Here is a 26501-nt window from a genome sequence, read left to right on the forward strand (position 1 = left end):
CCTTAATTAGTACTAGGAGGAACAAAATAATGGCAATTACTGCTGCTTTGGTAAAAGAATTGCGCGACATGACTGGCGCAGGTATGATGGATGCTAAAAAAGCATTGGTAGAAACTGACGGTAATATCGATAAAGCGGTTGACCTTCTTCGTGAAAAAGGTTTGGCTGCTGCAGCTAAAAAAGCTGGTCGTATCGCAGCTGAAGGTGTAGTACAATCCTACATCCATGCTGGTGGTCGTATCGGTGTTTTAGTAGAAGTTAACTGCGAAACTGACTTTGTTGCTAAAACTGATGATTTCCAAAGCTTAGCGCGCGATATCGCAATGCAAATCGCTGCTGTTAACCCTACATACTTGAATCGTGAAGAGGTTCCTGCTGAAGTTATCGAACATGAAAAACAAGTATTGTTGGAACAAGCTAAAGTAGAAGCTGAAGAAGATGTTAAAGCAGGCCGCAAACCAAAACCTGAAGCTGTTTTGGAAAAAATGGTTGCTGGTCGTATTGAAAAATTCTATAAAGAAAATTGCCTATTAGAACAAGCGTTCATTAAAGATGGTGACAAAACAGTTACCGATATCATTAATGAAAATATTGCAAAAATCGGTGAAAACATCAACGTACGTCGTTTTGTTCGCTACGCTTTGGGCGAAGGCATTGAAAAACGCCAAGATGACTTCGTAGCAGAAGTAATGGCATCTGTTGGTAAATAATTAAGAAATAATAAGAGAACACCGTACCGTGTTCTCTTATTTTGCAATAGAGGAGTATACAAATGGCAAAGAGACACTTTAAGCGTATTGTTTTGAAGTTGAGTGGTGAAGCTTTAGCAGGTGATCAAGGATTTGGTATTAATCCTGATGTTGTAGAAAAGTTTGCTCAAGAAATTGCAGCTTTAGCTAAATCCACTGATTTAGAAATCGCTATTGTTGTTGGTGGCGGTAACCTATGGAGAGGGTTGGCTGGCAGCAATCAAGGTATGGATCGTGCTACAGCTGACTATATGGGTATGCTAGCAACAGTAATGAACTCCTTAGCATTGCAAGATGCTTTAGAACAAGCTGGCGTAGATACACGCGTTCAAACAGCTATCGAAATGCAAGAGGTTGCAGAACCTTATATTCGTCGTCGTGCTATTCGTCATTTAGAGAAAAAACGTATTGTAATCTTTGGTGCAGGTCTTGGAAAACCGTATTTCTCTACTGATACAACTGCTGCATTGCGCGCTGCTGAAATTGAAGCTGATGCAATTTTGATGGCGAAAAAATTTGCTGATGGTGTATATGATTCTGATCCAAAAACAAATCCTAATGCCATCAAATTTGATGAATTAACATATAATGATATTATTACAAAAGAGTTAAAAGTAATGGATTCTACATCCACTACATTGTGTAAAGATAATAATATCCCTATCATCGTGTTCAGCATGGATATTCCTGGTAATATTACAAAAGCTGCAAAAGGTGAAGAAATAGGGACTATCGTTCGAGGAGAATAATCACTATGGAATTAAAAGATTTAATGCTAGAACAAGAGCAACGCATGGATAAATCCATTGAGTCTTTAAAACATGAATTTGCTTCTATTCGTACTGGTCGTGCTAGTGTTGCATTACTTGATAAAATTATGGTTGATTACTACGGTTCTCCTACACCAATCAATCAAGTAGCCAATATTTCTGTTCCAGAACCTCGTATGATTTTGGTTGCACCATGGGATAAATCTATGATTGGTGCTATTGAAAAAGCTATTCTACAATCTGATTTAGGTTTAAATCCTGGTAATGATGGTACTGCAATTCGTTTGACAATTCCTCAATTAACAGAAGAACGTCGTAAAGAGATTGTAAAAATCGTACATAAAAAAGCTGAAGATGCAAAGGTTGCGGTTCGCAATATTCGTCGCGATGCTAATGATGTATTGAAAAAAGAAGAAAAAGCTAAAACCATTACTGAAGATGATGTTAAAGATGGTTTAGATCAAATTCAAAAATTGACGGACAAAAAGATTAAACAAATCGATGATTTGAAAGCCGTTAAAGAAAAGGACGTATTAGAAGTATAATGACTCATTCTAGTAGTCTTATAGGAATGCCTTGGCAGCTTGCAAAGTCTCAATTGCAGGCTGCCCATATTCCTTTTAAGGTAATAATTGGCGATAATCTTAATCGCTTTTTTGATATAGCCTCTGAAGGCTATTATGTCGCAAGAATTACTGAATGTGGGGATGTGCTTCATATCGTTGTATATAGACCTATGATAGCCAGTGATTTTGGACATACTCTGGGGGTAATGTATGCTGAGGAAACTATTTAAACGCAATACCTCGTCTACAATCAACATAGATGAAAATAATGTGCCTCGTCATGTGGCCATCATTATGGATGGTAATGGACGTTGGGCAAAGCGTCGTGGCATGCCTCGGTCAATGGGACATCGAGCAGGTGCTGATGTATTAAAAGAAATAGTTATTGCTGCTGATGAAATCGGTATTAGCGCTTTAACTGTATATGGATTTTCTACGGAGAATTGGAAACGGCCTGAACAAGAGGTTTCTCTTTTGATGGCTTTAATCAAAGAATATTTACAAAAAAATGTACAATATATGCATGAACATAATGTTCGCATACGTTTTATTGGACATATTCAAGGACTTTCAGACGAATTACAGACAATTATTTCTGACTCAGAATTATTAACCAAGAATAATACAGGCCTAACATTACAATTAGCTATTAATTATGGTGGGCGTGATGAAATAGTTAGAACTGTACAAGAATTAACACAGTCTGTGTTAGATGGCCAACTTGCAGTTCAAGATATTACAGAACAATATATTAGTGATCATTTGTATACTCAAGAATTTAGTGATGTGGATTTATTGATACGACCAAGTAAAGACTATCGCATCAGTAATTTTCTATTATGGCAGCTAGCGTATGCCGAATTTTGGTTTACAGATTTGCATTGGCCAGACTTTACAAAAGAAACTTTATTAGAAGCTGTAGCAGCATATCAAAAGCGCGAACGTCGTTTTGGTGGCTTGCAAGAGGAATAATCGATGCTTAAAACACGTGTTATCACTGCGGTTATTGGTTTTATTATTGCATTAGGTGCTATAACTATAGGTGGTTTTACCTATGATGCTCTCATAACCTTATTGGCCCTTATTGGGTGGCGTGAATTTGTTCTGCTCAGTAAGGCTAGACGTGTGCGGGTACCGGTTTTATGGGGATATATATCGATTATCGCTATAATGATATCCTTATGGTTCGGAACCTACACACTTGGTTTGACTGCGCTTATGTTTGCATTCATCGCTAATTACCTAATGTGTACATTTGGCGAAAATACATATTCTATGAGTAGTGTATCCTATAGCTTATTTGGATTGATATATATAGTAATGGGATTAGGTTCATTACTATTAATTCGTCATGATTGGCTATATTATTCCTTAACTATGCCTATTTCTGGTGAAAGCTGGGGCGTAGTTATGCTATGGCTACTATTATTCTGTACATGGGCCAGTGATACCTTTGCTTATTTTGCGGGTCGTGCATTTGGTAAGCGCAAAATTGTACCTTCTATTAGTCCTAATAAAACATTAGAAGGCTTTATTGGTGGTTTTATCGGCTGTATTATAACGGGTATTATTTATGCTAGTATAAGCAATATACCTGTTTATTTTGGTGCCTATGTAGGTATTATTTGCGGTGTATTAGCACCATTAGGGGATTTATTTGAGTCCAAATTAAAACGATTATGTAATGTGAAAGATTCGGGTACATTATTGCCTGGTCATGGTGGCGTATTAGATCGTTTCGATAGTCTACTGTTTACGGCCCCTGTTACATTATTACTTATTTTATTTTTTGCATAATAACTTAAGCAGAAAAGAAGGTTTTTATGAAATATGTAAGTATATTGGGAAGCACTGGCTCAATAGGTACTCAGACGCTAGATGTTATCAAACAACATCCAGATCAATTTAAGGCAGTTGCCTTAGTAGCAAATAAAAATATTGATCTTTTAGAAAAGCAAATCAATGAATTTCAACCTCTTATAGCTGGCGTTGTTGATGAGCAAGCGTATACTCTTCTTAAAGATCGTTACACTGGATCTACTAAACTAATTGGTGGCAAAGAGGCTTTGATAGCGGCAGCAACAATACAAGAGGCAACTATGGTTATTACTGCTATTGTAGGTGCTGTAGGAATCGAGCCAACTGTGGAGGCCATTAAAGCTCGTAAAACCATTGGTCTTGCAAATAAAGAGACCTTAGTTGCTGGGGGACCCTTAATTACTTCTATTGCCAAGGAATATGACGTTGCTATTTTACCTATAGACAGTGAACATAGTGCTATTTTTCAATGCTTAGAAGGTCAAACTAAAGCTAATGTAGATTCATTAATCTTAACTGCTTCTGGTGGACCACTTCGTACTTGGCCTAGTGAACGTATTGCGTCTGCAACTGCAGCGGATTGTTTAAAGCATCCAACTTGGAACATGGGGAGCAAAATCACTATTGATTCTGCTTCTTTATTCAATAAAGGATTAGAAGTAATTGAAGCACACTGGTTATTTGGTTTTGATTTTGATCATATCGATGTTGTGGTTCACCCTCAAAGTATTATCCATTCCATGATTCGTTTGAAGGATGGTGCTATTCTTTCACAAATGGGAAATCCTGATATGAGAGAACCTATTCAATATGCTTTAACCTACCCTGATCGTATGTCTCTTGATATGAAGCATTTAGACTTTAAAGAATTACTCACTCTCGAGTTTATGCCTCCTAGAGTTGACGATTTTCCTGCACTACGTTTAGCTTATGAAGTAGGTAAAATAGGTGGTTTTAAACCAGCTGTTTTTAATGCGGCTAATGAGACTGCTGTTTACGCCTTCCTAGATGGGAAAATTGTGTTTAGCGACATCTATAAAATTGTTACTGCTGTATTAGAATCTATGGAACCTGATGATACGTTCACCCTTGATAACTTATTGGCTGTCGATCAATGGGCTCGCATAAAAGCAACAGAGTTTATAAATAGGAGATAGTATGATTACGGCTTTAGCCACAATATTTGTATTTGGTCTAATTGTGTTTATTCATGAATTAGGTCATTTTATAACTGCAAAATTATCTGGAATGCGCGTTGATGAGTTTGCCATTGGTTTTGGTCCTATTTTAGTCAAAAAACAATATGGCGAAACACTCTATTCCATTCGTTGTATTCCTTTAGGTGGTTTTAATAAAATTGCAGGTATGACACCTGATGAGCCTTTGGATGAAGGTTCTTTTTACAATAAACCAGCCTATAAAAAGTTAATTGTTATTTCTGCTGGTGCAATATTTAATTTCTTACTAGCTATCGTGATTTACTTTGGCTTAAATGCAACAGTAGGAACGATGGTCTCTACGGATAAACCAATTATTGGTAGTGTAGTAACAGGTGGTGCTGCTGATTTAGGTAAATTACAAGGTGGAGATGTAATTCTTTCTATTGATAATCAACCTATTTCAAAATGGTCAGAGATTTCTGAACGCTTAAAAGGGACCGCTAATCATGGGGTTACTGTAGTAGTAGAGCGTAAAGGAGAAACAGTAGAATCTACAGTGATTCCTAAATTAGAAAAGGATACACCTAAACTTGGTATTTATCAATCCTATGAAACAATACCTCATAGTATTGGGGAGTCCTTTGTATTAGCTGTTCAAAAAACAGGATATATTATTGGAGCCATGGTAGATGGTCTTAGAGAGATGGTTGTCGGCAAAGAACAAGCAGAAGTATCTGGGCCAGTAGGCATTTCACATATGGCTGGTTCTATAGCTCAACAAGGGTTTGCCCCATTATTGAGCTTTGCTGCATTACTTAGCATCAACCTTGGCGTAATTAATTTATTGCCACTACCAGTATTAGATGGCGGTCATCTTATCATCATTTTGATTGAGGCTATTACAAGACGTAAATTACCTGCTAAAGCGTTGATGTATATTCAAATGGTTGGTATCGCTCTTTTAGTCACTATCTTTGTATATGCTACGGCAAAAGATATTATACAATTACTATAAGAGTCATAGTTAGGAGTTATATATGATTACTAGAAAACCAACAAATGGCATCTATGTAGGCAATGTAAAAATTGGCGACTATGCACCAGTTAGTATTCAATCTATGATTACTACTGATCCTGTACATACAGAAAAGGCGATAGCTGAAATTAATCGACTGACTGAAGCAGGTTGTGAATTAGTGCGTGTAGCAGTACCGACAATGGCATCTGCTAAAGCATTAAAAGCGGTACGTGCAGGCATTACAATCCCTTTAATAGCAGATATTCATTTTGATTATAAATTGGCCTTAGAAGCTATCGAGAATAATGTAGATGGTCTTCGTATTAATCCAGGAAATATCGGTGGTGAGGATAAGGTCTTAGCGGTTATTGAAAAAGCTAAACCTAAACAAATACCTATTCGAATTGGCGTTAATGCCGGTTCTTTACCTCAACATATATTAAAGGCTTATGGTGGTCATCCTACAGCTGATGGAATGGTTGAAACTGCTTTAGAGCATGTGCGCATTTTAGAAAAATTAGACTATAAACACATGAAGATTTCTATTAAAGCTACTGAAGTTCCTCTCATGGTAGAAGCATATAGAAAGCTTTCAGATAAAATACCATATCCATTACATTTAGGTGTAACTGAAGCAGGTACTATTAAACAAGGTACTATTAAATCTGCTATGGGTATAGGTGCATTACTATTGGATGGTATTGGAGACACATTGCGTGTATCCTTAACAGGTGATCCCATTCATGAAATCGAAGTAGGAAAAAGTATTTTAAGTAATTTAGGCCTTAGAAACTTTGGGGCCACCATGATTTCTTGTCCCACATGTGGTCGCTGCCAAGTTAACTTGTTTGATATGGCAGGTATTGTAGAGGAACGTTTAGCATCTATTTCTGCACCTATTAAGGTGGCCGTTATGGGCTGTGTTGTAAATGGTCCAGGTGAAGCTAGAGAAGCTGATTTTGGTATTGCCGGTGGTAATGGTCAAGGCATTATTTTCAGAAAAGGGGAGGTATTAAAAACTGTTCCTGAATCTGAATTAGTAGATACTTTATTTAGAGAAATAGATCAATATTTAGAAACACTTGATAAGGAGTAATTGTATGTTAGCCAGTAAATTATATGCCCCAACATTGCGGGAGGTTCCATCTGATGCAGATGTGGTAAGTCAACAACTTATGTTGCGTGCAGGTTTTATGCGCAAGGTTGCCAATGGTTTATATAGTTTTTTACCGTTGGGCTGGCGAAGTATCAAAAAAATTGAAGCCATCATTCGTGAAGAGATGGACCGTTCTGGAGCACAAGAAGTCATGATGCCTATTTTGCAACCTGCTGACATTTGGAAAGAATCCGGTCGCTGGAATGCGTATGGTGCTGAAATGATGCGCATTAATGACCGCCATGATGTGGAGTACTGCTTAGGACCTACTCATGAAGAAATGATTACAACATTGGTAAAAAATGAAATTAATTCATATCGTCAATTACCAGTTAATCTTTATCAAATCCAAAGCAAATTCCGCGATGAACGTCGTCCACGATATGGTTTAATGCGTAGCCGCGAATTTATTATGAAGGATGGTTACTCCTTTGATATTGATGATGCAGCTGCAGATGTATCTTACAAAACTATGTATGATGCATATAGTCGTATTTTTACTCGTTGCGGTCTTACTTTTAGACCTGTAGAAGCTGATAGCGGTGCTATTGGTGGTAGCAATACGCATGAATTTATGGCTATTGCTGAAGCTGGCGAAGCAGATATTATTCACTGTTCCGCTTGTGACTATGCTGCAAATATTGAAATTGGTAAACCGGGCATCATGAAACAAGTAGAAGAGGCTTTAAAAGAATTAGAAGTTGTGGATACGCCTCAAGCATCTACTATTGAAGCTGTTGCTGAAATGCTCAATTTACCTTTAGAAAAAACTATTAAAGCCGTAGTATATGCCATTGAAGATAAAGTAATTCTAGCTATGGTTCGCGGTGATCATGATGTGAATGAAGTCGCTGTTCAACATGCTGTTAATGGTTCCGTAGAGCCTGAAATGGCAACACCTGAACAATTGGAAAAGGTTGGATTGACTGCTGGTTTTATCAGCCCAGTAGGCCTTAAACAAACAGACGATTTTGCTATTGTTGTAGACGAATCTGTTATGGAAACATATAATGTTTGTTGTGGTGCCAATAAAGCTGATGCTCATTATATTAATATCAATCCTAAACGCGATTTTAATACAGAAGATATTATTGTAGCACCTATTCGTTTAATTACAAAAGACGATGTATGCCCTGAATGTCATAGTCCTTTAGAATACAGTAAAGGTATCGAAGTAGGCCAAGTATTTAAGTTAGGTACTAAATATTCTGAAAGTTTACAAGCTACATACCTTGATCAAAATGGTCGTCCTAATGCAATGGTTATGGGCTGTTATGGTATCGGCGTTAGCCGTACATTAGCTGCAGCTATTGAACAATATCATGATGAAAATGGCATTATTTGGCCTCGTGCTATAGCTCCTTTTGAAGTAGTTATTGTTCCTATTAACGCAAAAGATGAAGCTCTAATGTCCACAAGTACATCTATTTACGATACATTGTTAAACAATAAAGTAGATGTTTTATTAGATGATCGTAAAGATCGAGCTGGTGTTAAATTTAAAGATGCTGATCTTATTGGCTATCCATTACGAATTACAGTAAGTAAAAATACGTTGGATAGTAATGAAGTAGAAATCCGTATCCGTAAAACAGGTGAAGCTATTAATTGTCCAATTGGTGAAGTATCCAGTAAAGTACAAGAATTATTGAGTCAATTATAATTTAAATTGCGATTCTAGTGAATGCTCATTAGAATCGCAATTTTTATGTTATAGAGAATTAGAAATATTCTAATTATAGTTGTAAAACTTTCAGAGATTAGTTTTAAAAACTTGAATAAACTAGCAGAATAAGTCATAATTAAATGATAGGGTATTGTGATAATTTGGAGGTAATTATGCGTGTAGATTTTCATATGCATTCTACATTTTCTGATGGTGTAGAAACACCAGAGCAGCTATTGCAACATGCTGTGAAAGCTGATTTGAAAATGATTGCATTAACTGATCACGATGAGATTGCTGGAATAGATACAATGTTAGCCATTGAGAGTCCTATTCAAATTATTACAGGCTGTGAATTTAGTGCTCATTATAAAGGAAAAGATATACATATTTTAGGCTATGGTTTTAATCACCATGATGAGGGCCTGCATAAATTCATTGAATTCTTTAAGGAAAAGCGTGAATCAAGAATAAAAGATATTATCTCTCGATGTATTGATCATGGTTATAATATTTCTTTTACAGAATTAGAAGATCTATATCCAAATACCAAATCTTATGGTAGACCACATGTTACTAGATTACTAATAGACCATGGCTATGCCAAAGATGTACAAGAGGTGTTTGATGGCATATTAAATTCAAAAAGTCCTTGTTATATTCCTAAGGTCAAATTAGAAGTTCCTGAAATACTAGATATTATTCACAATGCAAATGGACTAGCTGTATTGGCCCATCCTAAACTAGTTCGCAATGATGATTATGTTACAGAACTACTAGATTATAGCTTTGATGGTGTTGAAGTATATCACTCCAAACACGATCAAGCGGATGAACAAAAATATTTGGCTATGGCAAAGGAGCGGAACTTATTTATTACAGGTGGATCTGATTATCATGGAATACCTAATCGATATCCTTATCATATAGGTGAATATGTGGTTGATAGTCATCTAGTAAATCGGTTTATTGAACGTATACGTTGTATATCTGCGTAAGTTTAGATGTGAGGTGTACTATGGAAGTCATTGCTTTTGTAGGTGGTAGTGGTACAGGTAAAAGCCATCGTGCTCTTGTGCTAGCTCATGAAAATAGTGTGGAATGTATTATCGACGATGGCATTTTAATTCATGATAATAAAATTGTGGCTGGTTTTTCCGCTAAAAAAGAATCTAGTCGTTTAAAAGCAGTTCGTCGTGCTATATTTCAAGATCCGATTCAAGTTAAAGAGGTTCGAGGTCAGTTAGACGCTATTAATCCAAATCGATTAATGATTATCGGAACATCCGATAATATGGTAAAGAAAATAACAAAGGCCTTAGGGATTCAAGAACCAGATCGTTATATTCGCATTGAAGATGTGGCAACCCAAAAGGAAATTGAAAGAGCGCAACATGCTCGCCTAAAGGAAGGTAAACATATCATACCGGTTCCTACTATGGAGCTAAAGCCCCATTTTAAAGGGTATTTAATTGATCCAATTAAAACAATTTGGCGCCGTCGTACCTTACGTAAACAAGACCCAGATAAAATTGGTCAAATTGGTTCTGAAGGCTTTGAACGTTCTGTAGTAAGACCAGCCTTTAGTTATTATGGACGCTTAACTTTTGATGATGATGTCATCATTAAACTAATCCGCAATGGTTTAAAAAAGGTTGCTGGTGTTGATGCATCATCAGATATTGCTTTTAAAAAGAGCCCTAAAGGACAAAATGGTTTAATGTTAGATATGTCTGTTGTGATTGAACATGGACACCCTGTTAAACCTCTTATGCAGCAGGTACAAAAATCTGTTCGCAATGAATTAGAATATATTACTGGCATGTCTGTTGAGCGCATGTCTATTAAAGTTAAAAACATAGTTGAAACAAAACGTAAGATTATAAAAAATATTTAGGAGATATAATGAAGTCATATTATATATATACCTATGGTTGTCAAATGAATACCGCCGATTCTGAGCGTCTTTCACATCAACTTGAAACAGTAGGTTATATACCGACCGATGATGTAGAATCGGCAGATTTAATATTATTGAATACCTGTGCAGTACGTGAAACGGCAGAAACGAAAGTATTTGGTCGTATCGGTGAATTAAAACGTTTAAAACAAAAAAATAAAAATTTGATCATTGCTATTACAGGTTGTATGGCACAAAAAAATCAAGCTGAAATGTTTAAACGCGCACCTCATATCGATATTGTCCTAGGTACTCATAATATTCAATATATTAATGAAATGATTGCTGAGGTTCAACGCACTCATAAGCATCAAATCAATGTTGACATGGATAATACAGTACTTCCAGAATTACAGGCAAAACCTAATGGTACATTTTTTGCTTGGGTTCCTATAATGAATGGTTGTAATAAATTTTGTACTTATTGCATCGTTCCTCATGTGCGCGGTCGCGAAATTAGCCGTCCCGTAGAAGCAATTGTAAAAGAAGTAACTGAGCTTGGGGCAAAAGGATTTAAGGAAATTACGTTGTTAGGACAAAATGTTAATTCCTATGGCTTAGATTTTAAAGATGGTACCGATTTTGGCACCTTAGTAGATGCCCTTGATCATATTCCAGGTATTGAACGCATTCGGTATATGACAAGTCATCCACAAGATATGACTAAATCAATGATTGATGCATTGGGGCGCTCTAGTAATATTGTTACGCATTTACATTTACCAATCCAATCTGGTTCTGATAGAATTTTAAAGAAGATGAATCGCCATTATACGGTGGAACATTATAAAGAATTATTATCTTATTGTAGAGAAAAAATTAAAAATGTAGTTGTGACAACCGATATTATCGTAGGTTTTCCTGGGGAGACTGAGGAAGATTTTGAACAGACGCTTCAATTATTAAAAGATGTTCGCTACGATATGGCTTATACATTTATTTATTCCAAACGTTCTGGTACGCCTGCTGCTACTATGGAGGAACAAGTTCCTGAGGAGGTAAAACGTGTTCGTTTGCAACAATTGATGGATATTCAAAATGAAATTTCCTTAGAACTTAACAAAGCTATGGAAGGTCATATATTTGATATTATTGTAGAAGGTCCAAGTGCTAAAGATGAAACCATGTGGTTTGGCCGTACGTCTGGGAATAAAATGGTATTATTCCCAAAAGATGATGAGTTAACTATTGGTGATACTGTACCAGCCTATATTGATAAAGCACAAACATGGGTCTGCTACGGCACCATTCAAAAGGGGTAAGAATGGCAACAAAATTAACACCAATGATGGAGCAATATTTAGAAATTAAATCGCGACATAGTGATGAACTCTTATTTTTCCGCCTTGGTGATTTTTATGAATTATTTAACGAGGATGCACTAATTGCATCTCGAGAATTGAATATTACCTTAACAGGTAGACCTACAGGCAACGAGGAACGAACACCTATGTGTGGCGTTCCTTTTCATGCTGCTGAAAGCTATATTGAAACATTAGTAAAAAAAGGGTACAAGGTCGCTATATGTGAGCAACTTGAGGATCCAAAGGCTGTAAAGGGCATCGTAAAACGTGATGTAATCCAAGTGATTACACCAGGGACAGTAATGACAGAAAATGGTAATGATGCACGAAGTAATAACTTTTTAGCATTATTCTATATGGTTAAGGAAGCGTGGATTCTTGTATTCTCTGATGTATCTACGGGTGAGGTCATTTGGGATCGTGTACCTCAAGACAATATAAGTCAAATATATGATTCTCTTAGCATGTATAGACCTGCTGAAATCATTGTTCCTGAAGGAACTATTTTGCCACAATCTATCGTTGATTTCATTCATAATCAATTTAATAATGTAGTATTGTCTCCATTTACTTCCTTTGAATGTGCTTCAGATGCATCTCGATTAGCAAATAATCACTTTCAAGATATGGGCCTTATGGAGGAGGATGTACTGGCCGCATTAGGCTTTATGCTCTTATATTTACAGGATATTATTAAAACTGAAATCTCCCATATCAATTACGTTCATCAAATGGATGTAGGTAATCGATTGATTTTAGATACATCTTCATTGCGCCATTTAGAAATCACCCATAATTTGCGGGATGGTGGTGTAAAAGGAACCTTATTAGATATATTAGATCGTACCTTAACACCAATGGGCGCTCGATTATTAAAACAATGGCTAGAAAGTCCGCTTACGGATATTCCACATATTCAACGTCGTCAAGCAGCCGTTGCAGAACTAATCACACGAAATGGAGAACGCTGTGAAATACAAAGTTATTTAGATTGCATTTATGATTTTGAACGTATTGTAGGCCGTATTGAGACAGGCTCAGTATCTCCGCGAGATTTTACATCTCTCCGTGAATCTCTACAAGTATTGCCACATATTAAACAACTTCTTAAAGAGTTTTCTGGATTATCTCTAACATCCATTAATGAGCGGATTAATAATCATGCTGATATTTATGATTTATTAAATCGAGCGATTGCGGAGCAACCTGCTTTAACATTAAAAGATGGCCGTGTAATACGAGATGGTTATAATGAAGAGTTAGATGAACTCCGTTCTTTAGCTACTAATAGTGAAGTGTGGCTTCAAAAATTAGAAGATAAGGCAAAAGAAGAAACCGGTTTAAAGCTTAAAACTAAGTATAACAAAGTGTTCGGATACTTCTTTGAAGTTAGTAAGGCACAAATCGATAAGGTACCGGCCTATTTTATTCGGAAACAAACCACAGTCAATGCAGAGCGTTACATTACACCTGATTTAAAAGAATTTGAAATTAAAATTCTAAGTGCCAAGGAAAAAATTGTTGCCTTAGAACAGCAATTATATCAAGATTTACGTAATCAAATTAAGGGTGTTATTAAAAGTGTACAGGAAACAGCAAGGGCTTTAGCAGAACTAGATGTACTCGCCTCATTAGCAACCGTAGCGTATGAATCAAATTATATATGTCCTAATATCGTAATGAATGGACAAATCAATATACGCGATGGGCGTCATCCGGTAATAGAAAAATTCTTAAAGCGCGAAGTTTTCGTGCCTAATGATGTATTACTCAATCATGATGATGATGAATTTATGCTTATTACAGGCCCTAATATGGCAGGTAAGTCAACCTATATGAGACAAGTGGCCATTCTTATGATTATGGCTCAAATTGGATCTTTTATTCCTGCTAGGGAGGCTACCATTTCTCCTGTAGATCGTGTATTTACTCGTGTAGGTGCTAGTGATGATATTTCTACAGGTCAAAGTACTTTCATGGTAGAAATGAAGGAGGTAGCATATATTCTTGAAAATGCTACCTCTAAGAGTTTGATTATCCTGGATGAAATCGGTCGTGGTACAAGTACCTTTGATGGTTTAAGTATTGCACAAGCAGTGGTAGAACATATTTGTAAACATATTCATGCTAAAACATTGTTTGCTACGCATTATCATGAATTGATTCCCTTAGAAGACGTATATCCACGATTAAAGAATTATACGGTGGCTGTTAAGGAAAAAGGGAAAGATATTGCCTTTTTGCGCCGCATCATTAGGGGTGGTGCAGACAGAAGCTATGGTATTCATGTAGCAAAATTAGCAGGTTTACCAGCGCAAGTTTTAAAACGTGCGGAAGTGATTCTAGAATCATTAGAAGAGCAAAACCCTGATACAGACGATTTAGATAATCGTGTTATGACAGCAGAATCTACTATTAAATATGCTAAACCTTCTATTGATACAGATGGGTTTAGTAATTTATTTACACATTCTGTTGTAGATTCTTTACTTGCTATTGATGTTAATACGATGACACCTATAGAGGCATTAAATGTTATTCATCAATTGCAGGTAGAGGCGCGTAATGGAGGCGGTAAATAATGGCAACCATTCATGTGTTAGATGAGACTACAATAAATAAAATTGCAGCTGGTGAAGTAGTAGAAAGACCAGCATCGGTTGTTAAAGAGCTTATCGAAAACTCAATTGATGCCGGTGCTACATCAATAGAGATTGAAATTGGTGAGGGTGGTAGCGCATACATGCGTATTACCGATAATGGAAAGGGAATGACTGAAGAAGATGCACGCCTTGCCGTATTACGTCATGCAACATCTAAAATTCAATCAGTAGAGGATTTGTTTGATATTGCATCTTTAGGTTTTCGCGGAGAAGCTTTGGCCAGTATTGCGTCCGTATCTCATTTTGTTTTGACAACTAGAACTGTAGAACAAGATTTAGGTACTCGCATTCTTATCGATGGTGGTACCTTTACCGATTGTATTCCTTATGGTTCAGCACCAGGAACGACTATTGAGGTAAAAGAATTATTTTTCAATACCCCAGCACGTCGTAAATTTCTGAAAACCGAACGAACTGAATCATCTAAAATCCAAGACATTGTTGGTAAATTGGCATTAAGTAATCCGCATATTGCTTTTAAATTAACTATTGATGATCGTGTAGCCATCATTACACCAGGATCTGGCTCAATACAAGATACAGTAGCTGCATTATACGGTTATAAAACCAAGAATGATATTTTTTCTATCGCTTATGAAAGTGAACATATCTATATTGAAGGTGTCGTGTCAAAACCAACATTGTTAAAAAGTACTCGTATTTGGCAAACTATTATCGTAAATAATCGTGTAATATCTGATAAAACGATTTTAAAAGCCATTGATAATGCATATCATGCATTATTACCTAAATCAGGATATCCTTTAGTTTTATTACATATAACAGTTCCTGCAGGTATGGTAGATATCAATGTACATCCTCGTAAAAGTGAAGTTAAATTTGAAGATGATAAAATCATATTCAAGGCCGTATATCATGCTATATTAAATGCACTAAATAATCCACTTCATGAACGTTACGAACGTGAGTCATCAACATTCGTACAACCATTAAAAACAGAGAATCAAGGCAATAGCTATGATTCCTATAAAACGCCACAAGTATTAAGTGATCATAGTGATACAGCTGAGCATATTGCAACAGCTATTGATTATGATAAGGTTTTTGGCGGACGGCGCACTAAGGGATATGAGATATTACGTCAGGATACACGAGATTTTGTAGATGCCTTAAAAGAAAAAGGGTTTACACCACCAGCTCCAAAAGCGACGTATGAACAGGAAACATTTGAGGAATCCTCATTTACATCAGTTCCTACAGCTTATACTAGCTATACGACAGAAGATAAAGAGAAATTTCATCAAATACAAGAACAACGCATAGACGATGAACAAAGAGAAATTCAAAAATCTGGATTTTTACCAATGGGACAGGTTGCTTCTTGTTATATATTGGCTAAAAAAGGGGATGATTTATATATAATCGATCAACATGCTGCCCATGAAAGGGTTCGGTACGATCGGTTATGTAAATCCTCTGAGTCTATACCTATGCAATATTTATTAGTTCCTGTATTTAGCAATGCTACAGAAGATGAAATGAATCTTGTTGAAAATGAGCAAGATGCATTATTAGATTTAGGTTTTGAAGTTGAATTGGGCGGTCCTAATCAAATTAAATTGGTTGGAGCTCCCATAGATTTAGTTGAAAGTAAAGCGCAGGAAATATTATCCCATGTATTTACTTATTTGCATGAACATGAACAACCTACGAAGGCACAATTGCGTCATGAAATGTTAGCTTATGCTTCTTGTAGAGGAGCCATTAAATCCGGTCATAATCTTAATATGTATCAGATAACTACCTTGATTGAAGATTTATTTCATACTGATAAACCTTATGTGTGCCCTCATGGACGTCCTACAATCATTAAGTTTACACCTGATGAATTAGGTAAATTATTCTTAAGGTCTTAACATGATTATTACTACTTCACAAAAAGCATCACCAACAATAAAAAAAGAATCACTAGAACTAGCTAATTCATTGGGATTATCCTATGTTGAACGCCATAAAAAGCCTATTTCAGAGTTGTTTTTAATAGATAATCCTATTGCGGTGGTTTCTAATAAAAAGCTAACAATTCATTTTAATGAAGAGCAAGAACATAGCTTCCATTTATCAATGGCTCAATTGCGAATTCTGCGTTTAGAACGCAATGAGGAAGATCATCTTGTGAGAGCTATAGAAACTCTTACACACGAATCATCTAAACATATCTCTATCGTTGATTGTACGCTTGGCATTGGTAGTGATAGTATTGTTATGGCTTATGCATTTCCGAATGCCAATATAACGGGTTTAGAAGCATCCTATCCCATTTGGTTATCTACGTGGTTTGGTTTGCGTCATTATGAACATGATAATGATGTTGTAACGGAAGTGTTACGTCGTATAGAAGCCATCCACTGTGATTTTGAAAGTTATTTATCAAATTTACCAGATAAAAGTAAGGATATATTATATTTTGATCCTATGTTTGAAGTGCCTATTGAAGAAAGTCCACAATTTAAACCGCTACGGGGACATACTTTTGAAGGGGCTATAAAAAGACATGTCATAGAAGAAGCTAAGCGTGTTAGTCGTCTAGGTTTTATTATAAAAGAACGTCCCTTTAGTTCAGTTTTTAAAGATTTTCCAACAACGAAATGGGTGGGTGGTAAATATAGTCGTATAGGTTATGGTGTATACAGAAATGAGGAGTTACAATGAACAAATTAATTACAATTGTAGGTCCTACAGCTGTAGGCAAGACTGATTTAACATTAGCATTGGCTAAATATTATCATGGACAGGTTATATCAGGTGATGCATATCAAGTGTATAAACAGTTAAATATTGGTACTGCAAAGCCAACTGAGGAAGAACTAGATACTGTTCCTCATCATCTTATCGATATATTAGAGCCCAATGAAGATTACAGTGTGTCAGTATTTCAGCAACAAGCAAAAATATTGATAGAAAATTTAAACCATAATTCTATTTTACCTATTTTATCAGGTGGTACTGGATTATATGTTCAATCATTGTTAGAGAATTATAACTTTAATGATATTAAACCCAATATAGAGCTAAGAACAGAGTTAGATAAACTATATATTGAACAAGGTATAGAGGGGTTACGTCAGCGTGCTAGTAAATTGGCAGAAAAAGGTGGCATAGAAATAAGATTCACCGATAAACACCGACTATATCGCGCTATTGAGTTGATGTGTGCTGGCGACTACAACGCTTTGACCAATCAAACAAAAGAAGGATTGTCTTATGTCGGACCAGTTATTGGCTTACAAAGGGAGCGAAGTGATTTATATAATCGCATTAATCGCCGAGTAGAAATCATGTTTGAAAAAGGATTGGTGGATGAAGTAATAAGTCTAATTAATAATGGGGTAAATCCAGATTGTCAGGCTTTCAAAGGTATTGGATATAAAGAAGTAGTTCAATACTTAGAAGGTCTAATAAGTTATGATGCATGCATTGCTTTAATTCAAAAGAATACGCGACACTTTGCAAAACGTCAGATTACCTGGTACAAACGTATGCCTTACATTAATTGGATTACTATTGATTCAAATACTACAGAGATTGAAATTTATAATATGGCACGTACCATGATAGATATGAGCCTATAAGAAATAAAGGATAGAGAATGACATTAGAAGAAATACGTAGTAAAGCCCTTGAAATGGCTGAACCACAATTTAAAAAGTTTGAACCTATTGCATTAGCAAATACGAAAAAGGTATTAGAAGCATTTAAAGAGTGTCAAGTATCTGATTATCATTTTAATGGCACTACTGGCTATGGATACAATGATAGTGGTCGTGAAAAATTAGATGAAGTCTTTGCTTATGTCTTTAAAGGCGAAAAGGCTTTAGTGAGACCACATTTCGTATCTGGTACTCATGCATTAGCAACCACATTAATGGCTATTATGGGAAATGGCTCTAAAGGATCTGAATTTATTTATGCTGTGGGAGCTCCTTATGATACGATGCAATCTGTTATAGGCCACACTCGTCCTGTGAAAGGCTCTCTAATTGAGAAGGGGTTTACTTATACAGAAGTACCGCTTAAAAATAATCGTTATGACTTAGAGGGGATTCAAAATGCAGTAAATGATAATACTCGTGCCGTAGTTATTCAAAGGTCTCGTGGGTATAGTACGCGTGAGCCATTGTCGATTGCGGATATTAAAGCTATCGTGGATGTTGTGAAAGCTAAGAATCCGGAAACCATTTGCTTTGTAGATAATTGCTACGGTGAATTTACAGAGCTTCAAGAGCCATTAGAGGCTGGTGCAGATATCATGGCAGGTTCACTCATCAAAAATGCTGGCGGTGGTTTAGCACCAACCGGTGGATATATTGTGGGCCGTGAGGATTTAGTTGAAGATGCATCATATCAATTGACGGCTCCAGGGCTTGGTGATCATATGGGATCCTATGCGCCTGGCTATCGTCTATTCTTCCAAGGCTTATTTATGGCTCCTCACGTAGTTTTACAAGCTCTTAAAGGTGCTGTATACACAGCTGCGGTAGGTGAATTACTAGGATATGAAGTATTTCCTAAGGTAGATGCGGATCGTTATGATTTGATTCAAGCCATCAATTTAAAAAATGGCGAGGAAATGGAGCATTTCTGTGTAGGCATGCAAGCTTACTCTCCTGTAGATGCGCATGTGCATCCAATTCCTGGGGATATGCCTGGTTATGAAGATAAAATTATCATGGCTGGCGGTACCTTTGTACAAGGGTCATCTATTGAGCTTAGTGCCGATGGTCCTGTGCGCCCTCCATATACTATTTTCATGCAAGGTGGTCTTGTATTTGAGCATTCTATGCTCGGTATATTAGGCGCTGCAGAAGAATTATTGAAACATAGATAATCTTAAGAATCTCTTTCTCTTTGGAAAGGGATTCTTTTCATTTCAAATCTTTTCAATGTACCCAGTTCTAGGATATAATATAAGTTGCTATAATTTTATAGTAATACTACTCGGACTTTTACACCGAACTAGTGTTTTTACACGTCAGGCTTTCACCCTGATTAGTTTTATGGTCAAGAGATCATTAAAAGGAGAAAGTATGGAAAAAGTTATCGCTGTAGCTATGAGTGGCGGCGTAGACAGTTCTTTAACTGCTGCAATGCTACTAAAACAAGGCTATAAAGTATTTGGTATTACCCTGTGGCTGTGGGTAAGTGGCACGCCTTATGATGAGGTACCTCTTGCTGTAACAGATGCTAATAAGATGTGTGATTTTCTTGGTATTGAGCATCATGTTATCGATGCACGTGATGTATTCTACGAGAATGTCGTAGATTACTTCGTAAAAGAATACGCCTATGGTCGTACACCAAATCCTTGTGTATTTTGTAATAAGAACATCAAGTTTGACTTGATGCTTAACCGTGCTCTTGAACTGGGTGCCACACATATGGTTACTGGTCATTATGCACAGGTCAATTATAATGAAGAAACAGGTTTATATGAATTACATAAAGGTATTGATCCTACCAAAGACCAAAGCTATGTTATGTACAATATGAACCAACGTATTTTGAGTCACCTCATGTTCCCACTAGGTGGCCAATGTAAGACTGAAACACGTAAATTAGCTGCTGAATATGATTTGCCAGTAGCTAAAAAACCAGATAGTGTAGATATTTGCTTCTTACCTCATGGTAACTATCAAAAGTTGGTGGTTGAGGAAATGAAGGCAAAACCAAAGACTGGTAATATCGTTACCGAAGATGGTGAAGTATTAGGTAAGCATAATGGCTTATTTAACTACACTATTGGTCAACGAAAAGGTCTTGGTATTGCTTACAAGCACCCACTTTACGTTATTGGTTTTAATGGTGACCGCAATGAGGTTATCGTCGGCCCTAATGAACGACTCTTTACGAAGCGCATGATTTGTAAATTCTATAACTTCTTAGATGATGCAATTCATAAAGAATTAAAGGCAGAAGGTAAAATTCGCTATGCTGCAAATCCTTCACCTTGTACTGCACGTATCTTAGATGATGATACGATGGAGGTTATCTTTGAAGAGCCACAACGGGCTATCACACCAGGTCAGTCCGTAGCCTTTTATAATGGCACTCAACTATTAGGAGGTGCTGTTATCGATCGCGTATGTTAGAAAGGAGAATACAAGTTCCTTGAACTTGTTTACATAGTATGTCAACGAAAAAGATTAGAAACTTCTGTATTATAGCTCATATTGACCATGGTAAATCTACCATTGCAGACAGATTAATTGAATATACTGGCACATTACAAAAACGAGAAATGGAAGCGCAAGTCCTAGACTCTATGGATCTTGAACGAGAACGTGGTATTACTATCAAAGCGCAATCCGTTCGTATTTTGTACAAAGCTCAAGATGGGGAAGAATATATCTTAAACCTCATCGATACACCGGGCCATGTGGATTTCAGCTATGAAGTATCTCGCTCTCTTGCAGCTTGTGAAGGTGCATTGCTCGTAGTCGATGCTGCACAAGGTGTAGAAGCACAAACGTTGGCAAATGTGTATCTCGCTTTAGAACATGATCTTGAAATTATTCCTGTTATCAACAAAATTGATTTGCCTTCTGCCGATCCTGATCGGGTTAAACATGAAATTGAAGATATCATTGGTTTAGACGCATCAGAAGCAGTATTATGTTCAGCTAAATCTGGCATTGGCATTCCTGATATTCTAGAAGCGATTGTACACAAAGTTCCTGCACCAGCAGATAAATCTGACCAACCTACGAGAGCATTGATTTTTGATAGTCGTTTTGATGCTTATAAAGGTGCTATTGCGTACGTGCGTGTACAAGAAGGTTCTATCAAAATGAAGGATACGATCCGTATGATGCATGATAAAAAGGATTTTGATGTAACTGAGCTTGGAATATTTACACCGAATCTTGTACCAGTACAAGAATTACCATGTGGTTCTGTAGGCTGTATTGCGGCGAGTATTAAAAATGTAGCAGACTGCCACGTAGGTGATACTGTAACATTAGCGGATAATCCTGCTCCAGAACCATTGCCAGGATATCGCAAGGCTGTATCTATGGTATACTGTGGTCTTTACCCAACAGAGTCTAAAGACTACGAAAATCTTCGTGATGCATTAGAAAAACTACAGCTTAATGACGCAGCATTAGAATACGAAGCAGAAACATCCTTGGCGCTGGGATTTGGTTTCCGTTGTGGCTTCCTTGGACTATTACATATGGACGTTATTCAAGAACGGTTAGAGCGAGAATATAATTTGACGCTTATTACGACAGCTCCATCTGTAAACTATAAGGTATATAAAACAAATGGAGAAATGCTTGAAGTGGATAATCCAGCTAAATTGCCACCTCCAACAGAAATCGATTATATTGAAGAGCCTTATGTAAAGGCTACAACGATTGTGCCTAAAGATTTTGTTGGTACTATCATGGAATTATCTCAAGATAAACGCGGTGAATACCAATCTATGGAATACTTAGATGAAACACGTGTATCCGTAGTGTATCACTTACCTTTGAGCGAAATTATTTATGATTACTTTGATAAATTAAAATCTGCTACTAAAGGGTATGCATCTCTTGATTATGAATTGATTGGTTATAAACAATCTCCAATGGTTAAGATGGATATCTTGTTAAATGGAGAACCTGTAGATGCATTATCTATCATCGTTCATAAGGACCGCGCTGCTACACGTGGCCGTGCATTAGCTGAGAAATTAAAAGAATTAATTCCTCGTCAAATGTTTGAAATTCCTATTCAAGCGGCGGTAGGCACAAAAATTGTAGCTCGTGAAACTGTAAAAGCTTGGCGTAAAGATGTTTTAGCAAAATGTTATGGTGGCGATATTTCTCGTAAACGTAAACTCTTGGAAAAACAAAAGGCCGGCAAGAAACGCATGAAAGCTGTTGGTTCTGTAGAGATTCCACAAGAAGCTTTTATGGCGATATTAAAGGTAGAAGATTAATATGGAAACAAATCATTATGATTTGTTTGTACAGCGGGATATGGGGATATACGTCCATATCCCGTTCTGCAAACAAAAATGTATATATTGTGACTTTCCAGCATATCAAAATTTGGAAGAGTATTACGATACCTATATATATGCATTACTACAAGAAATCACGATGTTTGGGGACACCTATCCAAAAGCTCGCACTAAATTGGTAGACACAGTATATTTTGGTGGTGGCACACCAACCGAATTATCACTTTCACAAATAGAACAAATCATAAATACGATTCAGCGTACCTATAACTTATCTAATGATTGTCGATTTACTATCGAATCAAATCCAGGAGAAATAGATATATCGTATTTGAAGGGATTACAGAAACTTGGATTTTCTCGTATTAGCTTTGGGGTTCAAACATTTAATGATAAATCATTATTAAGTTTACATCGAAGCCACAATAGTAAGGCTGCTATTGATGCCGTTCAGTGGGCGGCAGAGGTTGGCTTTACAGATATTAATATCGATTTAATTTACGGATTGCCGAAACAAACGATTGAGGAAATAAAAGAAAACATCACTCTTGTTAGCCAATTACCTATTAACCATATTTCCACTTATGGTTTGCAAGTAGAACGTGGCACGAGATTGTATCATCTAGTAGAGAAAGAACTTATTTCTTTACCTGATGAATCCTTAGAGGATAGGATGTACGAAACAATGATGCAAGGTATTCAAGAATTAGGATTTGAACGCTATGAAATATCTAATTTTGCTAAAAATGGTGCGTACAGTACCCATAATTTAAAATATTGGCAATATAGCGACTATCTTGGTTTTGGTGCCGGAGCTCATTCCTTTTTTGAAGGGATAAGAAGAGCTAATAATCGTAATGTTATGCCTTATGCTAGAAAAATTGATTGTTTTGAGTTTCCTATCGTTGATGAAGAATTAATTGATCAACAAAGAGCTATCGAAGATTATTGTTTTTTGGCTCTACGCACTAAATGGGGAATTAATACGACAGTTTTTTTTGAAAAGTTTAATGTTACATTAGACAGTATATATGGTTCTATTTTACAGGAATTGATAGAAAAAGATTTAATTGTTAAAGATGGTAAATCATATCATCTTACATCAGAAGGTACTAAACATGGAAATTATGTATTTAGCCAATTCATAGAAGGGTAAGATATTTCACAGTCTTTCAATAAATAAGATGTTATTATATTTGGGATGATGATGAATGTGCATGCTTATTTAGGAGGAACGATGAAGACATCTGTTATATTACATGGTTTACATAATGAATTTTCTTTGGACCAAATGAAAGCATGCATAAGTTTGGCGGAAAAATATGGTGGTTCTTTTCGGCATGTTGTGACGGGGATTCAAATTACAGGCATTGAAAAGGATGATAAAGAACAATTAATTTCAGAATTACCTGAAGGGGTTACAACGGTTATCCATAGGGGCGTAAATTCTTTAATTGCCTGTGTTGGCAAAGGTAAATGTAAAAATGGTCAAATGGAAACGCAAGATTTAGCCGATTATATTGAACGTAAACATTATGGGCGTAAAACGAGTCATAAATGTAAAATTGGTATTAGTGGTTGTGGTCGTAACTGTCCTGATGCTATGGTTAAAGATATTGCATTTATTGGTACGTCTCAAGGTTTTATGCTTGCTGTGGGTGGCAATACAGGCATGCGGCCAGAAGCTGGTCAAATACTACTTCGTAAATTAACTATTGAGCAAGCAAAAAAAGCTGCAGATATTTTAATTGACTGGTATGCAGAACATGGAGAACCAAAAGAAAGAATGGGGAAACTATTAGAACGACTCGGCAATCCGTTAGAAAAAATTAATTTATAAATAGAAATAAACTCCTAGTTATAGTTTGACTAGGAGTTTTTCAATTATTAGTACTCATAATTACTGATGCTAGTTGTCTTTTTGACTATTTTGTGAAAATTCAAAAATTGTCTTTTTGACTAATTATTTAAAAATATTATATTGTCTTTTTGACTAAACTGATTTTATTAGGCTTTTTAGGGATAAAATTACTTGACAATTTATTTTAGTATGGTAATATTATACATGCGATTAGCACTCAAATGTTTTGAGTGCTAACAAGTGAGGTGTCATTATGGATGAAAGAAAACAACGCATCTTACGAGCGATTATAGAGGATTATGTCAAATCCGCTGAGCCTGTTGGTTCTAGGACAATTGCTAAAAACTATGATTTAGGTATTAGTCCTGCCACGGTGCGTAATGAAATGTCCGATCTTGAGGACTTAGGATACCTAGAAAAACCTCATACATCGGCTGGACGGATACCGTCATCAAAAGGCTATCGCTTATACGTTGATTCTATGATGCATCAAGGTCCAGTATTAGATGAAGATGTGAAACAAATCCATACGATATGGAATGATTCACAACTATCGGGCAATGAAATGCTGTTACATATGGCGAGATTAGTTTCTCAGATAAGTCATAGTATGAGCTTGTTATTAGCACCTGGCCATGATCAAGCATTATTAAAATATATACATATTTTACCTCTTGATGGTCACCAAGCTGTTATGGTTGTTATAACTGCAACCGGAGCACTTGATAATGAATTGATGTATTTTACATCACATGTAAAAGCTGATGAAATACAACGACTAGCTATACAATTTAGCAATGCTGTTCAAAACAAGCTTTTAAGGGATATTACATCGGCTCATATTAGTGCTATTATCGCTCATATAGACGGTCCAAAATCCGTTTTATTACAAATCGGAGAAACCTTATTAAGGGCCATCACTAAACGACGCTTATTTTATTCGGTAGGTACTACAGAGTTGTTATCACAACCGGAGTTTAAAACGGTAGAAAAGGTACAACCTGTACTTTCACTATTAGAAGAACAACAACAATTAGGTTACATATTACAAGACGATTCAAATACACCAATAAAGATAAAGATTGGTTCAGAAAATCAAACAGAAGCATTGAATGATATGAGCCTAATACAAGCTGATTTCTCTCAAGAGAATAATCAACTTGGTACGTTGGCTATTTTAGGGCCTACGAGAATGGAATACGGTCGTATTATTAATATGCTTTCCTATATGAAACATTTAATGGAAACGATGGCAAGGAATCAAACATAGAAAGGGTAAGGCATGTCTGAAGAACAAATTAAACAAGATGTGGTAAATGAAGAGGTTACAGAGCCTACAGAAGGTACTACAGAACAAACCGAAACTCAAAACGCTGAAGAAGCCGTAGTTGATGCAGGTCAAGTGTTAGAAGAATTAAAAGCTGACTTTGATAATCGCTATAAACGCTTGCAAGCTGATTTTGAAAATTTTAAACGCCGTACTAATCAAGAAAAAGAACAGTTAGCAGGATTCGTTAAAGGTGATGTTTTAATGGACCTACTGCCTGTATTAGATAATTTTGAACGTGCTGTTGCAACTCCTGCCGAAGGAGATGCAAAGGTATTTCTAGATGGATTTATTATGATTCATCAAAATTTGATGGCTATGCTATCTAAACATGGTTTAGCTGTTATTGATGCAGTTGGACAACCATTTGATCCAAACTTCCATCAAGCGATTATGCGTGTACCATCAGATGAATTTGAATCTGATACGGTATGTGAAGTATTGCAAACTGGCTATACTGTTGATGGTCGTTGTATTCGTCCTGCAATGGTAAAAGTTGTTGAATAGATTA

At 36.3% G+C, this 26501-nt stretch carries 24 protein-coding genes; all 24 read left to right on the forward strand.

The window, feature by feature from the left end; translation table 11 throughout:
* Positions 1-29: 29 nt before the first annotated feature.
* The 24 genes from tsf to grpE all read left to right on the forward strand — a co-directional run bounded on the left by tsf (position 30) and on the right by grpE (position 26497).
* Positions 30-710 carry a translation elongation factor Ts gene (gene tsf / locus VEI_RS04390; RefSeq protein WP_059362307.1) on the forward strand — a complete coding sequence of 227 codons (681 nt, stop codon included), beginning with the start codon at positions 30-32 and terminating at the stop codon, positions 708-710.
* Positions 711-772: 62 nt separating this feature from the next.
* A complete protein-coding gene (gene pyrH / locus VEI_RS04395; protein WP_059362313.1) occupies positions 773-1498 on the forward strand; it encodes a UMP kinase in 726 nt (241 codons plus the stop codon).
* Between the two features lie 5 nt (positions 1499-1503).
* A complete protein-coding gene (gene frr, locus VEI_RS04400) occupies positions 1504-2064 on the forward strand; it encodes a ribosome recycling factor (protein ID WP_059362316.1) in 561 nt (186 codons plus the stop codon).
* Positions 2064-2315, forward strand: a complete 252-nt coding sequence (locus VEI_RS04405; protein ID WP_059362319.1) for a hypothetical protein — start codon at positions 2064-2066, stop codon at positions 2313-2315. Before frr ends, VEI_RS04405 begins: the two co-directional genes overlap by 1 nt.
* A complete protein-coding gene (locus tag VEI_RS04410; protein ID WP_059362322.1) occupies positions 2296-3057 on the forward strand; it encodes an isoprenyl transferase in 762 nt (253 codons plus the stop codon). The genes VEI_RS04405 and VEI_RS04410 overlap by 20 nt, the downstream gene beginning before the upstream one ends.
* A 3-nt stretch (positions 3058-3060) precedes the next feature.
* Entirely contained in the window at positions 3061-3882 is an 822-nt protein-coding gene (locus VEI_RS04415; RefSeq protein WP_059362325.1) for a phosphatidate cytidylyltransferase, read from the forward strand.
* A 26-nt stretch (positions 3883-3908) separates the two neighbouring features.
* On the forward strand, positions 3909-5060 hold the full coding sequence (locus VEI_RS04420; protein WP_059362328.1) for a 1-deoxy-D-xylulose-5-phosphate reductoisomerase: 1152 nt from the start codon (positions 3909-3911) through the stop codon (positions 5058-5060).
* A gap of 1 nt (position 5061) precedes the next feature.
* Positions 5062-6078 carry an RIP metalloprotease RseP gene (gene rseP, locus VEI_RS04425; protein ID WP_059362330.1) on the forward strand — a complete coding sequence of 339 codons (1017 nt, stop codon included), beginning with the start codon at positions 5062-5064 and terminating at the stop codon, positions 6076-6078.
* 22 nt (positions 6079-6100) lie between these two features.
* Positions 6101-7177, forward strand: a complete 1077-nt coding sequence (gene ispG / locus VEI_RS04430; protein ID WP_059362333.1) for a flavodoxin-dependent (E)-4-hydroxy-3-methylbut-2-enyl-diphosphate synthase — start codon at positions 6101-6103, stop codon at positions 7175-7177.
* Between the two features lie 4 nt (positions 7178-7181).
* Positions 7182-8900 (forward strand): proline--tRNA ligase, encoded by a 1719-nt coding sequence (locus VEI_RS04435; RefSeq protein ID WP_059362336.1) that lies wholly within the window; start codon positions 7182-7184, stop codon positions 8898-8900.
* A 176-nt stretch (positions 8901-9076) separates the two neighbouring features.
* A complete protein-coding gene (locus tag VEI_RS04440) occupies positions 9077-9901 on the forward strand; it encodes a PHP domain-containing protein (protein WP_059362339.1) in 825 nt (274 codons plus the stop codon).
* Positions 9902-9921: 20 nt separating this feature from the next.
* Positions 9922-10800 carry an Asp23/Gls24 family envelope stress response protein gene (locus VEI_RS04445; RefSeq protein ID WP_059362342.1) on the forward strand — a complete coding sequence of 293 codons (879 nt, stop codon included), beginning with the start codon at positions 9922-9924 and terminating at the stop codon, positions 10798-10800.
* An 8-nt stretch (positions 10801-10808) separates the two neighbouring features.
* Positions 10809-12125 (forward strand): tRNA (N6-isopentenyl adenosine(37)-C2)-methylthiotransferase MiaB, encoded by a 1317-nt coding sequence (miaB, locus tag VEI_RS04450; protein WP_059362346.1) that lies wholly within the window; start codon positions 10809-10811, stop codon positions 12123-12125.
* A gap of 2 nt (positions 12126-12127) precedes the next feature.
* Positions 12128-14749 (forward strand): DNA mismatch repair protein MutS, encoded by a 2622-nt coding sequence (gene mutS, locus VEI_RS04455; protein WP_059362350.1) that lies wholly within the window; start codon positions 12128-12130, stop codon positions 14747-14749.
* Positions 14749-16707: a DNA mismatch repair endonuclease MutL gene (mutL, locus tag VEI_RS04460; protein WP_059362353.1), complete on the forward strand. Its 1959-nt coding sequence runs from the start codon at positions 14749-14751 to the stop codon at positions 16705-16707. Before mutS ends, mutL begins: the two co-directional genes overlap by 1 nt.
* 1 nt (position 16708) lies before the next feature.
* Complete coding sequence (locus VEI_RS04465) at positions 16709-17503, forward strand: class I SAM-dependent methyltransferase (RefSeq protein ID WP_059362356.1); 795 nt, start codon at positions 16709-16711, stop codon at positions 17501-17503.
* Positions 17500-18423 carry a tRNA (adenosine(37)-N6)-dimethylallyltransferase MiaA gene (miaA, locus tag VEI_RS04470; protein WP_059362359.1) on the forward strand — a complete coding sequence of 308 codons (924 nt, stop codon included), beginning with the start codon at positions 17500-17502 and terminating at the stop codon, positions 18421-18423. The genes VEI_RS04465 and miaA overlap by 4 nt, the downstream gene beginning before the upstream one ends.
* A 17-nt stretch (positions 18424-18440) precedes the next feature.
* A complete protein-coding gene (locus VEI_RS04475) occupies positions 18441-19679 on the forward strand; it encodes a methionine gamma-lyase family protein (RefSeq protein WP_059362363.1) in 1239 nt (412 codons plus the stop codon).
* A 199-nt stretch (positions 19680-19878) separates the two neighbouring features.
* The gene (gene mnmA / locus VEI_RS04480) at positions 19879-20940 is read left to right on the forward strand and encodes a tRNA 2-thiouridine(34) synthase MnmA (protein ID WP_059362366.1); all 1062 of its coding nucleotides are present in this window, start codon (positions 19879-19881) and stop codon (positions 20938-20940) included.
* Between the two features lie 38 nt (positions 20941-20978).
* Positions 20979-22778 (forward strand): translation elongation factor 4, encoded by a 1800-nt coding sequence (gene lepA, locus VEI_RS04485; RefSeq protein WP_059362369.1) that lies wholly within the window; start codon positions 20979-20981, stop codon positions 22776-22778.
* 1 nt (position 22779) lies between these two features.
* Positions 22780-23958, forward strand: coding sequence for a radical SAM family heme chaperone HemW (hemW, locus tag VEI_RS04490; RefSeq protein ID WP_059362372.1), 1179 nt, complete (start codon positions 22780-22782; stop codon positions 23956-23958).
* An 81-nt stretch (positions 23959-24039) separates the two neighbouring features.
* Positions 24040-24642, forward strand: a complete 603-nt coding sequence (locus VEI_RS04495) for a nitrite/sulfite reductase domain-containing protein (RefSeq protein ID WP_059362375.1) — start codon at positions 24040-24042, stop codon at positions 24640-24642.
* A gap of 274 nt (positions 24643-24916) precedes the next feature.
* The gene (gene hrcA / locus VEI_RS04500; RefSeq protein ID WP_059362378.1) at positions 24917-25933 is read left to right on the forward strand and encodes a heat-inducible transcriptional repressor HrcA; all 1017 of its coding nucleotides are present in this window, start codon (positions 24917-24919) and stop codon (positions 25931-25933) included.
* A gap of 12 nt (positions 25934-25945) precedes the next feature.
* The gene (gene grpE, locus VEI_RS04505; protein ID WP_059362381.1) at positions 25946-26497 is read left to right on the forward strand and encodes a nucleotide exchange factor GrpE; all 552 of its coding nucleotides are present in this window, start codon (positions 25946-25948) and stop codon (positions 26495-26497) included.
* Positions 26498-26501: the final 4 nt, after the last annotated feature.

It is taken from the genome of Veillonella tobetsuensis (assembly GCF_001078375.1).
Classification (GTDB): domain Bacteria; phylum Bacillota; class Negativicutes; order Veillonellales; family Veillonellaceae; genus Veillonella; species Veillonella tobetsuensis.

What these genes read in the sequence shown, in the direction of transcription:
- VEI_RS04410 (WP_059362322.1), top strand. Translation starts at nt 2,296, where the DNA reads ATGCTGAGGAAACTATTTAAACGCAATACCTCGTCTACAATCAACATA.
- miaB (WP_059362346.1), top strand. Translation starts at nt 10,809, where the DNA reads ATGAAGTCATATTATATATATACCTATGGTTGTCAAATGAATACCGCC.
- VEI_RS04440 (WP_059362339.1), top strand. Translation starts at nt 9,077, where the DNA reads ATGCGTGTAGATTTTCATATGCATTCTACATTTTCTGATGGTGTAGAA.
- VEI_RS04445 (WP_059362342.1), top strand. Translation starts at nt 9,922, where the DNA reads ATGGAAGTCATTGCTTTTGTAGGTGGTAGTGGTACAGGTAAAAGCCAT.
- miaA (WP_059362359.1), top strand. Translation starts at nt 17,500, where the DNA reads ATGAACAAATTAATTACAATTGTAGGTCCTACAGCTGTAGGCAAGACT.
- VEI_RS04415 (WP_059362325.1), top strand. Translation starts at nt 3,061, where the DNA reads ATGCTTAAAACACGTGTTATCACTGCGGTTATTGGTTTTATTATTGCA.
- ispG (WP_059362333.1), top strand. Translation starts at nt 6,101, where the DNA reads ATGATTACTAGAAAACCAACAAATGGCATCTATGTAGGCAATGTAAAA.
- lepA (WP_059362369.1), top strand. Translation starts at nt 20,979, where the DNA reads ATGTCAACGAAAAAGATTAGAAACTTCTGTATTATAGCTCATATTGAC.
- grpE (WP_059362381.1), top strand. Translation starts at nt 25,946, where the DNA reads ATGTCTGAAGAACAAATTAAACAAGATGTGGTAAATGAAGAGGTTACA.
- VEI_RS04420 (WP_059362328.1), top strand. Translation starts at nt 3,909, where the DNA reads ATGAAATATGTAAGTATATTGGGAAGCACTGGCTCAATAGGTACTCAG.
- VEI_RS04475 (WP_059362363.1), top strand. Translation starts at nt 18,441, where the DNA reads ATGACATTAGAAGAAATACGTAGTAAAGCCCTTGAAATGGCTGAACCA.
- VEI_RS04405 (WP_059362319.1), top strand. Translation starts at nt 2,064, where the DNA reads ATGACTCATTCTAGTAGTCTTATAGGAATGCCTTGGCAGCTTGCAAAG.
- mnmA (WP_059362366.1), top strand. Translation starts at nt 19,879, where the DNA reads ATGGAAAAAGTTATCGCTGTAGCTATGAGTGGCGGCGTAGACAGTTCT.
- VEI_RS04435 (WP_059362336.1), top strand. Translation starts at nt 7,182, where the DNA reads ATGTTAGCCAGTAAATTATATGCCCCAACATTGCGGGAGGTTCCATCT.
- mutS (WP_059362350.1), top strand. Translation starts at nt 12,128, where the DNA reads ATGGCAACAAAATTAACACCAATGATGGAGCAATATTTAGAAATTAAA.
- pyrH (WP_059362313.1), top strand. Translation starts at nt 773, where the DNA reads ATGGCAAAGAGACACTTTAAGCGTATTGTTTTGAAGTTGAGTGGTGAA.
- tsf (WP_059362307.1), top strand. Translation starts at nt 30, where the DNA reads ATGGCAATTACTGCTGCTTTGGTAAAAGAATTGCGCGACATGACTGGC.
- mutL (WP_059362353.1), top strand. Translation starts at nt 14,749, where the DNA reads ATGGCAACCATTCATGTGTTAGATGAGACTACAATAAATAAAATTGCA.
- frr (WP_059362316.1), top strand. Translation starts at nt 1,504, where the DNA reads ATGGAATTAAAAGATTTAATGCTAGAACAAGAGCAACGCATGGATAAA.
- rseP (WP_059362330.1), top strand. Translation starts at nt 5,062, where the DNA reads ATGATTACGGCTTTAGCCACAATATTTGTATTTGGTCTAATTGTGTTT.
- hemW (WP_059362372.1), top strand. Translation starts at nt 22,780, where the DNA reads ATGGAAACAAATCATTATGATTTGTTTGTACAGCGGGATATGGGGATA.
- VEI_RS04465 (WP_059362356.1), top strand. Translation starts at nt 16,709, where the DNA reads ATGATTATTACTACTTCACAAAAAGCATCACCAACAATAAAAAAAGAA.
- hrcA (WP_059362378.1), top strand. Translation starts at nt 24,917, where the DNA reads ATGGATGAAAGAAAACAACGCATCTTACGAGCGATTATAGAGGATTAT.
- VEI_RS04495 (WP_059362375.1), top strand. Translation starts at nt 24,040, where the DNA reads ATGAAGACATCTGTTATATTACATGGTTTACATAATGAATTTTCTTTG.